Genomic DNA, 13,539 nt, shown 5'->3' with positions numbered 1-13,539 from the left:
TCAATTTGTGGTCTGGAATTATTGCCTACAAATTCCTAGATAAAAAGCCCACTATTAGAGATTTTCAAGAAAAAAATCTACTTACAAATTTTGAACTTTTTCAAGATATTGCCGCTTAACTCACGTTGAATAATAACTCAACTTGAACAAAAGCAAGCACAATCAATTAAATAGCCATCTTAATTTTAGACAATTAGCTTTTTTACAAATCCTTTTGCGAATAGTGCATTTTTTTATGTACTTTTACCGCCTAAAATTTTATCAGAATGAAAGCAGATGTACTTTTAGGCTTGCAATGGGGTGATGAAGGAAAAGGAAAAGTAGTGGATTTCTTGGCTCGTGAATATCAGGTGGTAGCTCGCTTTCAGGGCGGTCCGAACGCAGGGCATACTCTTGAATTTGACGGCTTCAAATATGTGCTTCATCAAATTCCTTCGGGTATTTTTCACCCTAATACTTTCAACATAATCGGTAATGGGGTGGTGCTTGATGTTATTGTTTTTCGCAAAGAGGTGCTGGCTCTTGGCAAAGAAATTTCAGAAATTGCCTCTAAAATTCTCATTTCCAAGAAAACACAACTAATCATTCCTACACATAGGCTTTTAGATGCCGCCTCCGAAGCCGCCAAAGGTAACGAAAAAATTGGCTCTACACTCAAAGGTATCACACCTACTTATATGGACAAAATTGGGCGGAATGGCTTGCGAGTGGGTGATATTTTGAGTTCCGATTTTCAGCATAAATACGAAAAATTGCGTAATAAACATTTAGGATTGCTCAAACAATACAATTTTACTGATTTTGATTTAGAAACTTTGGAAAAAGATTTTTGGGAAGCTATTGAATTTCTGAAAGCTCATTTTCAGTTTGCCGATACTGAATATTGGCTGAATGAAGCATTACAAGCAGGCAAAAAGGTTCTTGCCGAAGGGGCTCAAGGTTCGCTTTTAGACATAGATTTCGGCTCTTATCCTTTTGTAACAAGCTCCAACACGCTTACAGCAGGAACTTGCACAGGTTTGGGACTTGCTCCTCACAAAATAGGCAAAGTAATGGGTATTTTCAAAGCCTATTGCACACGCGTAGGAGCAGGACCTTTCCCTACCGAATTACACGATGAAATAGGCGAAGCTATTCGCAAAGAGGGTAGAGAATTTGGAGCTACCACAGGCAGACCTCGCCGCTGTGGGTGGTTGGATTTGCCCGCTCTTAAATATGCGATTATGCTCAATGGAGTTGATGAACTTTTTATGATGAAAGCCGATGTTTTGAGCATTGTAGATGAAATTCAGGTTTGTACGCACTACAAACTTGCTGATGGCACTATTACCGATAAAATGCCTTACTGCCTCCTTTCTGAGCCTGTAGAACCAATTTACAAAACTTTTATGGGTTGGAAAGATAAACTTCGTGATGCCAAAAATTTTGAGCAGTTGCCTGAAAGCCTAAAAGAATACGTGAAATTTATTGAAAATGAAGTAAAAGTGCCTATTACGCTTATTTCGGTAGGTCCCGATAGGTCGCAAACTATACGGAAAACGTAAATGAAGTTTTTTGTAGAAAATTTATTATCTTTGCTTCAAACAAACAACAATGTTTTTTCCCGAAAATCGTTATCAAGATAGCGTTCCCAAACGTCCCGAAGCCAAGCGTAGCATATTTTCTTGGATTGATAGCTGGGCAAATTTTACGTTTATTTTGCCTCGCCGTAAGCCAACGAGTTATTTGCCTTATGTGTTGTTTCTTACTTTTTTAGGAATTTTGTATATTAGTAATGCTCATTTAGCAAGAAAAATACAACGCGAAACGATGAATTTGGAAAAAGAAGTTACCAACTTACGTACCGACTACACACATACGCAAGCCAAGTATATGAATAGCATTAAATATTCGGAGGTAGAAAAGAAAGCTAAACAAATTGGATTGCAACGCGTGGAAAAAGTTCCTTACCAAATTGTAGTGAGCAAAGAGTAAAGTACATATTTGTTCTTAACAAATCCTAACTTAAAGCGATTTTGCTATGAAAAATATCTGGATTTTAGTGTTTTCATTTTGGGTAATATATCAGGCGGAGGCTCAAAAGACTAAAAAGAAAGAACAAAAGAATTCCGAAGTTTCCTTAAATTTAGCAGATAAAAATGCTGTTGTTTTAGAAAATTCGGTGTTTTGGGAAATTTCGGGGAATGGGCTTTCTGCTCCTTCGTATCTATTCGGAACTCATCATCTGTATCCTGCTGATAGTATCAAGAAAAGTGATTTTCTCAAAGAAAAAATAAAAACCTGTCAAGTAGTGGTCGGAGAGCTTGCTATGGACAATCTGATGGCTCTTACGATGGCAACGATGAAATATTCTATAATGAAGGATACTACTTTGCAAGATTTATTAGGTGAAAAGAACTATCAGCGAGTTGATGAATATATGAAGAAAAATTTGGGTATGGGAGCAGTAATGTTCAATCGTATGCGTCCTATGGTAATTATACAAACCATTTCGGCTCAAAAAGTTGCCCAAGCTCTTGGCAAGGATAGCAAAATGGGCGGAATGGACGCAATATCGGGTAATATTGATTATTACTTCCAAGAATATGGAAAAAGCCTCGGCAAAGAAATTGCAGGACTTGAGACCGTAGAATTTCAGGCAAAAACCCTTCTGCACAGCATACCGCTCAAACGTCAGGCAGAAATGCTTATGGAGGCTATTGAAGATAAAGAAACACAATCTGTGGAAACCTATAAAAAGCTCAATCAGTACTACAAAGAGCAAAACCTCAACGAACTCGGCAAATTGAGCTTTGATGAAAAAATGATGAAAAAAGACGAATATGAAAATCTCCTCAAAAAACGTAATGATGCCTGGATACCTCAAATAGAAAAAATTATTCGTGAAAAATCAGCTTTTATTGCCGTAGGGGCATTACATTTGGTTGGAACTGATGGCGTAATATATCAACTTCGTCAGAAAGGATATAACGTGAAACCTCTTAAAATACATTTTTGAAATGGTTTTTATTCTGATAGCACTTGCAGTGTTTGCTTTGCAATATTTCCTGCATTGGGAAATTTGGACTATTGCAGTTATTAGTTTCGTAGTAGGAGCAATTTTAGGACGAACTGCGTGGGGGACATTTTTTTCAGCTTTTTTTGCTGTTTTTTTGGTTTGGTCGGGAGTGGCTTTTTGGCAAGATATTCAAAACGACCAAATACTTTCTACGCGGATTGCCTCAATGTTTGGCTTTCCTGCCGTAGGTGAGTGGTTTTTTGTAGTTACAGGAATAGTAGGAGGAGTGCTGGCTTCATTTTCTTGTCTTGCGGGCTATTATTTGAAAAGAATTTTCATTCAACCGCCTCCTAAAACGCTCATTTCAGGGAAATAATCGGATTTATGTTTGAGTTTTGATGGTTTTTTGAATGCTATTGAAAAATTCAGAAGTGTAGTATGTTGCGGTAGTCTTACATTACTAAACAGGTCTAACACTGCTATAAAGCATTGCTATCATTTCTAACAAATGTTGCAAGTCATATTTAGGATTGATTTGTTTATCTTTGAGTTCAAGTTTTAAGTTGCCTGTATTGTCAAGCGGAGCATAGTTTTTGGGGTGAAAAATAGCTTTCAAATCATAAATCATCAGTCTTTTAGTTTTTGATTTGGATTTTCTCGTTCTGTATCTGTTTTTTTTGTTTTTCACTACGATTTTTTCACTTATTTCAACAGAAATTCGGGTTTTATCGTTAAAAATGGTTTGCAAAGCCAACATAGGACGAATATGTGTATTTTCTACTACATCATAATTAGCTACCTGATACAATCTATTACTTAACCGACATTCACTCAAAGGCTTAAAATTTAGCTTTGCTTCAATTTTTTGTTGGGTTTCCAAAGATAAAAAGCGAAAAAGAGGCAAAAAATAGTTTTGGGTTATTTCTACAAAAGTAGGGTTGGGCAAAATGCGAAATACTGCAAACTTTTTTTTCCTATAACGCAAGACAATATAAGCCAGCCCAAAAGCAATAAAAATAGACCACCAAGATATTAGCCAAAATAAAATCAAAGCTGTGCAAAAAAAAGTCAGCCAAAAAAGGCGAGAATTTTTTCGCGAAATTTTATTTTGCCACGCAATATGATTTTGGTACTGCGTAAGCAAATCTTTCAGTAGAGCTATCCACTCCTCGGCAAAGTAAGAACCTTCAATTTCTCCTTGATTGATAATTTGCTTGTACTCTGCGGAAAGCATAATTTTTGATTGTTAGGTTGAAGGGCTTTGCTTTATGCAAAACCCTCAAAGATGAAACTTACACTATCCATTCGGCTTTTGCTTCTACAATCGTTATGACTTCATCATCAAGCAGGCGAGTAGCGAGCCACTTGGTTTTTGGCAATTCGTAAGCAAAAAAGTAACGCATTGTTTGTATTTTGCTTTCGTAAAAAGCTACATCACTTTCAGCAAGACTTTGTGTAAGTAGCTGTTTTTGAGCTACTACTGCCTGTTTGAGCCATTGCCAAGCCACTACGACAAGCCCTGCCATTTCCATAAAAAGATTGGCATCGGCTAAAAATCGCTCATAATTGCCTTGCATTGCAAAAGGAATGAGTTTTTGAAGGACTTGTTGCATTCTGCCGAGTTCTTTTTGCAAGGTTTCGGCATATTTTTTCAGATTTTCGTAAGTAGTAGCTTCTTGCAGGGTTTGTGAAATTTCTTGCATAAGAGCCATTAAAGCCGCTCCATTTTGCATTGTTACTTTTCTACCCAGCAAATCTTGCGATTGAATAGCACTTGTTCCTTCGTAAATGGTAGTAATACGTATATCACGATACAATTGTTCAATGGGAAAATCTTTGCAATATCCGTAACCACCAAAAACCTGCATAGCTTCACTTACAGCTTTTATGCCATACTCTGAAGGGAAAGTTTTGGCAATGGGGGTGAGTAAGTCCAAAAGCATCTGGTATTTAGCTTTTTCCTCCCCCGCTGAAACTTCTGCCAAATCAAAATAACGAGAGCATTCCATTAGTAAGCTCAAAGAACCTTCGGCAACCGCTTTCTGAAAAAGCAACATTCTTCTCACATCAGGGTGATTGATGATTTTGGTTTGAGGAGTAGTTTTTTGGTCTTTTTCGTTTAGGCGGCGTCCTTGTGGGCGTTCATTAGCATATTGCAAAGCGTGATAATAGGCAGTTGTGGCAATAGCGGCACTCATTAACCCTACTCCCAAACGAGCCTCGTTCATCATTTGGAACATATATTTTAGCCCTTGATGTGGCTCACCTACCAAATAGCCAATGCAATCGTTGTTATCGCCAAGCATCAGGTGCATAGCGGGAGTACCTTTTTGCCCCATTTTATGATAAATGCCCCCTGCTACCACACCATTTGGCTGAAAAGAACCATTTTCAATGCGATATTTAGGGACAATGAAAAGCGAAATTCCTTTTATACCTGCGGGAGCTCCTTCTATGCGTGCCAGTAGCAAATGAATAATGTTTTCGGCTTGGTCGTGTTCGCCTGCTGAAATAAACACTTTTTGCCCTTTGATGAGGTATTTGCCCTCGCCCAAAGGTTTGGCAGAGGCAGAAACATCAGAAAGTGAACTACCTGCCTGCGGTTCGGTTAGAGCCATAGTGCCTTGCCACTCGCCCGAAAGCATTTTCGGAACATACAAATCTTTTTGCTCTTGATTGCCAAAATTGATGATAAGTCTTGCCGCACCCGAAGAAAGCCCCGTGTACATAGAGGCGGCATTGTTGGCGGCACTCAAAATAAAACTTGCCAGTGAATATACCGTTGCAGGAACTTGCCCGCCGCCCACTTCATACGAATAAGTTGCCCCTATCATACCTGCTTCTCCCATAGCTTTGAGGTACTTTCCAATTCCTTGATGCACAGCTACCTTGCCACTAACAAGGTCAGGCTCTTTTTCGTCCATTTCGCGATAAATAGGGTACAAAATGTTATCTGCAATTTGTTTGGCAGTTTCCAAAATCATATCAAAAGACTGCCTGTCGTGGTCTCTGTAATGCTCGTACTGCGTAAGTTTTTCAGCATCAAAGACTTCATACAGCAAAAATTTCAGATTGCGGAAGGAAAAATAATTTGCCATAGATGTTGAGCTTTACTGAATGTAAAAAATAGTATCTTTGGGTTTGGAGCGAAATTTATTTCTCAAAGATAGCAATTTTGCGAAAAAATAGGTTCTTTGCAGAAAAATTTCTGAAATGAAACGACATATTCCAAACTTACTTACGCTTTGTAATGCTTTATGTGGTTGTGTGGGATTGATTTGGATAGAAAAAAATATCTTGGTATCTTCTACTTTGGTATTCGTGGCAATGATATTTGATTTTGCTGATGGCTTTGTGGCTCGCCTGCTGAATGTAAAATCTGAAATAGGTAAGCAGTTAGATTCGCTTGCCGATGCTATTACTTTTGGGGTTTTACCTGCAATGCTGGCTCGTCAGTTGCTTTTACGGCATAATCATTTTACAGAGAACGACTGGATAACCTATTTGCCAATGCTAATTGCTTTATTTTCGGTATTCAGGCTTGCCAAATTTAATGTAGATACTCGCCAAACCGACCGATTTATTGGAGTGCCTACTCCTGCCAATGCAATGCTTTGGGCTTCCTTCCCGCTGATTTTACACTTTCAGCCCGAAATTTGGGGCTTTCAGACGCAGATTTTTGCTAACTCTCTGTTCTTGCTTATTCTTGTTTTGATAATGAGCCTGCTTCTGGTGGCAGAAATCCCCCTTTTAGCCCTGAAATTTAAGCACTTTCGCCTGAAAGGCAATGAGTTGCGATATATCTTTTTGGGTGTTTCGGTAGTTTTAATTATTCTTTTGCAATTTGTGGCAGTCCCTTTTATTATTTTTTCTTACATTCTCCTATCTTTTTTTGAAAATACTTCTCCAAAAAACTAAATTTGAGTTTTTATCAGTTGCGTATGCTTATTTCAGGACTTGCAAGGCAGTTTTGGGGGATAATTCTGGCTTCCTTTACTTTGTTTGGGCTAATGATAGCTTTGCAAAATAGCTATTGGATTACAGCCTGCGTGCTTTTTTTAGTGCTTTCGGGAACTTTATTTTGGCTTTTCAAACAATTGCAAAAAACAGCATACAGCTTTTACCATACATTTATCAGTTGGGAAATGGGAGATTGGGGACAAACCTCAACATTTCAAAAGTTTTTGCCTGTAAGTTTGCAGAAGAGTTTCTCTAAAGCCATAGAACAAATTCGTAAAGAACGTTTGGAAAAGCAGTCGCAAGAATTGTATTTGCGTTCTGTGGTTCAGCATATACCCATAGGGCTTTTTTCTTTTGACCATACAGGTAAAATTGATTTCTGCAATACGGCTGTTTTGCAAATTTTGCGTTGTTTGCCTTTCAAGCATCTTAACGAATTACCTGCTATTTACGAGCCACTTAAAAACGCTCTCCAAAACACCCAAAAACGACAGATAGTTCGCTTGCTTGTGGAAGATGAGGTTTTAGAGCTTATCCTTACTCTTTCACAAGTGCAAATTTTAGGTAAAAACTACACAATAGTTTCCTTGCAAGACTTTCAAGCTGAATTAGAAGAGAAAGAAATGGAGGCGTGGCAAAATCTTACGCGTATTCTTACTCACGAAATTCTTAATTCTGTTACGCCGATTAGCTCACTAGCTTCTACGGCTTTGGAGAGTTTGCAAGAGGCTAATTACGATATTGCAGAAATAGAACAAGCATTGCAGATTATTCAGAAACGCTCTCAAAATCTTACGCAATTTGTGCAAGAATTTCGGGCTTTTACCAAATTGCCTACGCCTTCGCCACAGAAAATTTTGCTCACAGAGCTTTTTGCCAATTTACATAAACTCATTGAAAACGACCTCAAAAACCGAAATATTCAATTTCGCTCTATTGTTTTTCCTGAAAATCTCACTTTACAAGCCGATTTGATGATGACTGAACAAGTGCTTATCAACTTGCTAAAAAATGCCATTCACGCAGTTACAGGTGTAGAAAATCCTGAAATTAAACTTATTGCCCAACAAGATACACTCGGCAAAGTACTAATTAGAGTGGAAGATAACGGCGTGGGTATAAGCGAAGAGGCGAAGAAAAGTATATTTGTACCATTTTTTACCACCAAAAAAACAGGTTCAGGCATTGGGCTGAGCCTTTCAAGACAAATGATGAGGGTGCAAGGAGGTACTATTTCGGTGCATTCAGTTTTGGGCAAAGGTAGTACCTTTACATTACGATTTTGAGGTTATGAAAAAAACATTGCAACTTTCTGTAAGCCCAGAAATAGGGTTTAATGAAGAGAACCTGCGAAAATTTTTACAGGAGCAATATCAGATTTATGAAAACGCTTTCATTCGTTTAGAAAGACGCTCCATAGATGCTCGTTCTAAACAGGTGAAAGTAAATTTGAGGCTTTCTATTTACGAAAACGAGAAACCCGAAAAATGGATTTCTTTTGAAAAAAACTATCCTGATGTAAGTCAGAGACCTTCTGCTATTATAGTAGGGGCAGGACCCGCAGGAATGTTTGCGGCATTGCGTTTGATAGAGCTGGGCATCAAGCCTATTGTGGTAGAGCGAGGCAAAGATGTACAAAGTCGCAGGCGAGATTTGGCGGCTATCAACAAAGAGCATATTGTTAATCCTGATAGCAATTATTGCTTCGGAGAGGGTGGGGCGGGTACTTATTCTGATGGCAAACTTTATACGCGTTCTACCAAGAGGGGCGATATTCGCCGAATATTAGAAATTTTGGTAGCTCACGGGGCTTCTGAAAATATTCTCATAGAAGCTCACCCGCACATAGGTACGAACAAATTGCCTAAAATTGTTGCCGCTTTGCGAGAAAGCATTTTAGAGGCAGGCGGAGAAATTCACTTTCAAACCAAAGTAGTGGATTTTATTCTAAAAAATGATGAAATGCGAGGGGTAATTACTCAAAACCAAGTGGGCAAATCCCAAGAATTTACGGGTTTGGGAGTAATTTTAGCCACAGGACACTCGGCAAGAGATATTTTTGAGCTATTACAAACCAAAAATATACTCATTCAACCCAAACCTTTTGCAATAGGAGTACGCATAGAACACCCTCAAATACTCATTGACCAAATTCAGTATCATTGCGAGGTTCGTAATACCTATTTGCCTGCTTCCGCATATAGTTTGGTAGAACAAATTCGCTATAAAAACGTGCAAAAGGGGGTTTTTTCTTTTTGTATGTGTCCGGGAGGTTTTATTGTACCTTCGGCAACGGCACAGGGAGAAGTGGTTGTCAATGGTATGTCGCCATCACGCCGCGATGGTAAATTTGCTAATTCAGGAATTGTGGTGAGTGTAGATGAAACTGATTGGAAAGATTTTCGCAAATTTGGTAATTTAGCCGCTTTGTATTTTCAGAAAAGTATTGAGCAAAAGGCTTGTGCTGTTGCAGGAAATACGCAAACTGCACCCGCTCAAAGAATGGTAGATTTTGTTCAGAAAAAAGTGTCGTCTGAGCTTTTGCCTACTTCTTATCAGCCGGGTTTGGCTTCAGTAGAAATGCGAGAGGTTTTACCCGAAACGATTGCTTTTGTTTTGCAGGAGGGTTTGAAGGCTTTTGGTAAGAAAATGAAGGGCTACTTGACTAACGAAGCCCAGATAATAGGTGTCGAAAGTCGTACTTCTTCGCCTGTAAGTATTCCTCGCCATAAAGAAACTTGCGAGCATTTGCAAATAAAGCGGTTTTTTCCTTGTGGCGAGGGGGCGGGATATGCAGGAGGTATTATGTCGGCGGCAATGGACGGAGATCGTTGTGCAGAGGCTTTGGCAAAATTGTATTTCACAGAAAAAATGAAAAACTAATCATTTACGATGAAACTGCTTTGGATAACAGAAAATTATCCGCCTATGCGTGGCGGAATGGCTCAATCTTGCGATAGAATTGTATTTAATCTGCGAAAAAAGAATGTAGAAATTCACCTTTTACATCTCAATCCTCACGTTCTTTCCCCTAAAATAAGCGTTTCGCAGTGTGGTAATGATATTCTTTTCCCCGTTGATGAGGATTTAGCCCATACTTTTCATTTGCTTAATCATTTTCTAAAAACTTATCTATTGCAAAATCAGTGTTCGCACATTGTAAGTTTTGGAGGGTATGCTTCTATGTTTCTATCCCCGATTTTAAGCAAAATCTTTGATTTGCCACTCATTACACTTTTGCGAGGAAATGATTTTGATGCAGGTTTATTTTCGCCTCGGCGTAAAAGTTTAGTAGAAGAATGTTTGTTGCAATCTTCTTTAATTTGTGCCGTGAGCAGTGATAAGGTGAAACTTATTCAAAAACTTTATCCGCACTTAAAAGTTGTTTTTACGCCTAATGGTATAGATACTTCTCAGTGGCACACTTTGCCTGCTGACGTAGAACACGCTCAAAATTGGAGAAAAACACACGTACAGGCAGGCAGGAAGGTGTTAGGTTTATTTGGTCATCTGAAAGAGAAAAAGGGGGCTTTATTTTTTATTGAAACCATTTTACGTGCCGATTTACAGGATAATTTGCATTTGCTTATTGTAGGAGAAATGCAAAGTGAGATGAAGGATTTTTTACTTGCAGAAAACTCACTGGCTTATACGCATTATGAATTTATTGATAGGTATGCTCTGTTGGGCTTTTATCCTGCTTGCGATGCTGTTGCAATTCCTTCTTTTTACGATGGTATGCCTAATGTTCTTTTAGAGGCGATGGCTTTGGGCTTACCGATTGTAGCTTCAAGGGTGGCAGGAATGGCTGATGTTTTGCATAATACTTCTAATTTTCTCTTTGAACCCAACGATTTTGAAAGTTGTGCCGAAACCTTGAGCTTTTTTTTACAAACTGAAAGTAGCTTTTTACAGGAAATTGGCAAGGAAAACTACAATTTAGTACAGAGCCACTATACTGAAAGTCAAGAGGCTGATAATTATCTCATTTTTTTCAAAAGCGTAAATTTTTGAAAATCAAAACTTTGAAAATTTTTTTTAAAATTTTTTCTTCCAAAAATTTGGAGAATAGTTTTTGAATGTATTACCTTTGCAGTCCCAAAATCAATCAAGCGGATTGAGCGGGTTAAAAAAATTGAAATACTGCATAATTTAAGTGATTTTAGGAGTAGGGAGTTTGTTGTTAAAAGTTCTTAAAGTTTTTTTGGCCTTAAGTCTTGCTGATGAAAGCGTAGAAAAAAATGAGAAAAAAATTTAAAAATTTTTCTCAAAAAATTTGGAGGATAAAAAAAAATCACATACCTTTGCAGTCCCAAATTTAAGGAGCGACAGTGGGTTGCTCATAAGAGAGTTGAAGTAAAATTTTCTTAAAAATATTTGGTAAAGAGGTTACAAAGTGTTAGTTTTGTAACCCGCTTTTTGAAAAAAAGCACTTTGGGTGTTAAGCCCAAGAAGTTCATTGAGAGGATAGCTAAACAGCCCACCAGTCATACTTTGAGTATGAAACAGCTTGGATTAAATAAACTTTTACAATGAAGAGTTTGATCCTGGCTCAGGATGAACGCTAGCGGCGGGCCTAATACATGCAAGTCGAACGGGATTGGTAGCAATACCATGAGAGTGGCGTACGGGTGCGTAACGCGTATACAACCTGCCTGTTACACGGGGATAGCCTTGCGAAAGCGAGATTAATACCCGATAGTACTATCAGGTGGCATCACTTTGTAGTTAAAGCTGAGGCGGTAACAGAGGGGTATGCGTCCCATTAGCTAGTTGGTAAGGTAACGGCTTACCAAGGCTACGATGGGTAGGGGTTCTGAGAGGATGATCCCCCACACTGGTACTGAGATACGGACCAGACTCCTACGGGAGGCAGCAGTAGGGAATATTGGGCAATGGACGGAAGTCTGACCCAGCCACGCCGCGTGCAGGAAGAAGGTCCTCTGGATTGTAAACTGCTTTTCTTGGGGAAGAAAAGGCTTCTGCGGAGGTCATTGACGGTACTCAAGGAATAAGCATCGGCTAACTCCGTGCCAGCAGCCGCGGTAATACGGAGGATGCGAGCGTTGTCCGGATTTACTGGGTTTAAAGGGTGCGTAGGCGGGCGATTAAGTGAGAATTGAAAGGCAGTCGCTCAACGATTGTAAGGTTCTCATACTGGTTGTCTTGAGAGTAGTGGAGGCAGATGGAATGAGTGGAGTAGCGGTGAAATGCATAGATACCACTTGGAACACCGATTGCGAAGGCATTCTGCTACGCTATATCTGACGCTGAGGCACGAAAGCGTGGGGAGCAAACAGGATTAGATACCCTGGTAGTCCACGCCCTAAACGATGGTTACTCGGTGTTCGCCTGTATAGGTGAGTGCCTAAGCGAAAGCGATAAGTAACCCACCTGGGGAGTACGACCGCAAGGTTGAAACTCAAAGGAATTGACGGGGGTCCGCACAAGCGGTGGAGCATGTGGTTTAATTCGACGATACGCGAGGAACCTTACCTGGTCTAGAATGTGAGGGAATGGCGCAGAGATGTGTCAGTCCGCAAGGACCCGAAACAAGGTGCTGCATGGCTGTCGTCAGTTCGTGCCGTGAGGTGTTGGGTTAAGTCCCGCAACGAACGCAACCCCTATCGGTAGTTGCCAGCGAGTAAAGTCGGGGACTCTACCGAAACTGCCTACGCAAGTAGAGAGGAAGGTGGGGACGACGTCAAGTCATCACGGCCCTTACGACCAGGGCGACACACGTGCTACAATGGGCGGTACAGAGGGTAGCGAGGTGGTGACACTGAGCCAATCTTGAAAGCCGCTCTCAGTTCGGATTGCAGGCTGCAACTCGCCTGTATGAAGCTGGAATCGCTAGTAATCGCAGATCAGCCATGCTGCGGTGAATACGTTCCCGGACCTTGTACACACCGCCCGTCAAGCCATGGGAGTCGGGTGGACTTGAAGCTGGCAGGTTCAGTGCCAGTTAGAGTTAAACCGATGACTGGGGCTAAGTCGTAACAAGGTAGCCGTACCGGAAGGTGTGGCTGGAACACCTCCTTTATGGAGAAGCTGGGTGAGGCTGTTTAGTAACTCAATGAGAGGAGAGAAGTTAGATGTCAGGAGATAGATATTAGATGAGATAGGGAAAAAGATAAAGACAGGTTAAAGAAGTTAAGTAAAAATAACATTTATCAGGAGGATAAATGTTAAGATATAGGATACGGATAGGAAAGGAGGAGGAATTATCAGTATAGATCCGTAGCTCAGGTGGTTAGAGCGCTACACTGATAATGTAGAGGTCCCCAGTTCAAGTCTGGGCGGGTCTACGGAGGGGGGAATTAGCTCAGCTGGCTAGAGCACCTGCCTTGCACGCAGGGGGTCAACGGTTCGAATCCGTTATTCTCCACGACAAGAAGTGCTGGTTTGTAATTTTAGCACTTTGAAAGAAACTTCTACGGAGAGAAGCATTGCCTACAAGAGGCAAGAAGTTCATTGACAAGTTGGGAAACAATCTACAATAACGAGTCGTAGTAACTCTGAGAAACGTTGTAAGGGCGTATGGGGGATGCCTAGGCTCTTGGAGGCGAAGAAGGACGTGC

General features: G+C 40.1%; 10 protein-coding genes, 2 tRNA genes and 2 rRNA genes (1 of these 14 running past the window's edge). 12 read left to right on the top strand and 2 right to left on the bottom strand.

What is annotated here, in order from left to right; translation table 11 throughout:
• The first annotated feature begins 266 nt into the window (after positions 1 to 266).
• Genes Rain11_RS13115 through Rain11_RS13100 form a run of 4 tightly spaced genes read left to right on the top strand, consistent with a single transcriptional unit; the run spans position 267 to position 3,374 of the window.
• The gene (locus Rain11_RS13115) at positions 267 to 1,544 is read left to right on the top strand and encodes an adenylosuccinate synthase (RefSeq protein ID WP_101359824.1); all 1,278 of its coding nucleotides are present in this window, start codon (positions 267 to 269) and stop codon (positions 1,542 to 1,544) included.
• 49 nt (positions 1,545 to 1,593) lie between these two features.
• A complete protein-coding gene (locus Rain11_RS13110) occupies positions 1,594 to 1,974 on the top strand; it encodes an FtsL-like putative cell division protein (protein WP_101359823.1) in 381 nt (126 codons plus the stop codon).
• 46 nt (positions 1,975 to 2,020) lie between these two features.
• A complete protein-coding gene (locus Rain11_RS13105; protein WP_101359822.1) occupies positions 2,021 to 2,998 on the top strand; it encodes a TraB/GumN family protein in 978 nt (325 codons plus the stop codon).
• Position 2,999: 1 nt separating this feature from the next.
• Positions 3,000 to 3,374: a hypothetical protein gene (locus tag Rain11_RS13100; RefSeq protein WP_101359821.1), complete on the top strand. Its 375-nt coding sequence runs from the start codon at positions 3,000 to 3,002 to the stop codon at positions 3,372 to 3,374.
• Positions 3,375 to 3,458: 84 nt separating this feature from the next.
• Here the strand turns inward: Rain11_RS13100 and Rain11_RS13095 are convergent, their stop codons facing one another.
• Positions 3,459 to 4,232 carry a hypothetical protein gene (locus tag Rain11_RS13095; RefSeq protein WP_101359820.1) on the bottom strand — a complete coding sequence of 258 codons (774 nt, stop codon included), beginning with the start codon at positions 4,230 to 4,232 and terminating at the stop codon, positions 3,459 to 3,461.
• 58 nt (positions 4,233 to 4,290) lie between these two features.
• Positions 4,291 to 6,096: an acyl-CoA dehydrogenase gene (locus Rain11_RS13090; RefSeq protein WP_101359819.1), complete on the bottom strand. Its 1,806-nt coding sequence runs from the start codon at positions 6,094 to 6,096 to the stop codon at positions 4,291 to 4,293.
• A 115-nt stretch (positions 6,097 to 6,211) separates the two neighbouring features.
• Between Rain11_RS13090 and pssA the strand changes: the two genes are divergently transcribed.
• The 8 genes from pssA to Rain11_RS13050 all read left to right on the top strand — a co-directional run.
• Complete coding sequence (gene pssA / locus Rain11_RS13085; protein ID WP_101359818.1) at positions 6,212 to 6,916, top strand: CDP-diacylglycerol--serine O-phosphatidyltransferase; 705 nt, start codon at positions 6,212 to 6,214, stop codon at positions 6,914 to 6,916.
• A gap of 2 nt (positions 6,917 to 6,918) precedes the next feature.
• Positions 6,919 to 8,244: a sensor histidine kinase gene (locus tag Rain11_RS13080; RefSeq protein WP_101359817.1), complete on the top strand. Its 1,326-nt coding sequence runs from the start codon at positions 6,919 to 6,921 to the stop codon at positions 8,242 to 8,244.
• Between the two features lie 4 nt (positions 8,245 to 8,248).
• The gene (locus Rain11_RS13075; RefSeq protein WP_101359816.1) at positions 8,249 to 9,841 is read left to right on the top strand and encodes an NAD(P)/FAD-dependent oxidoreductase; all 1,593 of its coding nucleotides are present in this window, start codon (positions 8,249 to 8,251) and stop codon (positions 9,839 to 9,841) included.
• Positions 9,842 to 9,850: 9 nt separating this feature from the next.
• The gene (locus tag Rain11_RS13070; RefSeq protein WP_101359815.1) at positions 9,851 to 10,972 is read left to right on the top strand and encodes a glycosyltransferase family 4 protein; all 1,122 of its coding nucleotides are present in this window, start codon (positions 9,851 to 9,853) and stop codon (positions 10,970 to 10,972) included.
• Positions 10,973 to 11,487: 515 nt separating this feature from the next.
• Positions 11,488 to 13,000: ribosomal RNA gene (locus tag Rain11_RS13065) — 16S ribosomal RNA — on the top strand.
• A gap of 192 nt (positions 13,001 to 13,192) precedes the next feature.
• Positions 13,193 to 13,266, top strand: a tRNA-Ile gene (locus Rain11_RS13060).
• Between the two features lie 6 nt (positions 13,267 to 13,272).
• Positions 13,273 to 13,346, top strand: a tRNA-Ala gene (locus Rain11_RS13055).
• A 132-nt stretch (positions 13,347 to 13,478) separates the two neighbouring features.
• A 23S ribosomal RNA gene (locus Rain11_RS13050) occupies positions 13,479 to 13,539 on the top strand (its annotated part continues 2,500 nt past the right edge of the window); the annotation flags it as partial.

Origin of the sequence: Raineya orbicola, from assembly GCF_002843425.1 — a bacterium.
GTDB classification, from domain to species: Bacteria; Bacteroidota; Bacteroidia; order Cytophagales; family Thermonemataceae; genus Raineya; species Raineya orbicola.
The sequence above is the reverse complement of the archived record's forward strand: the minus strand, read 5'-3'. Positions and strand labels throughout refer to the sequence as shown.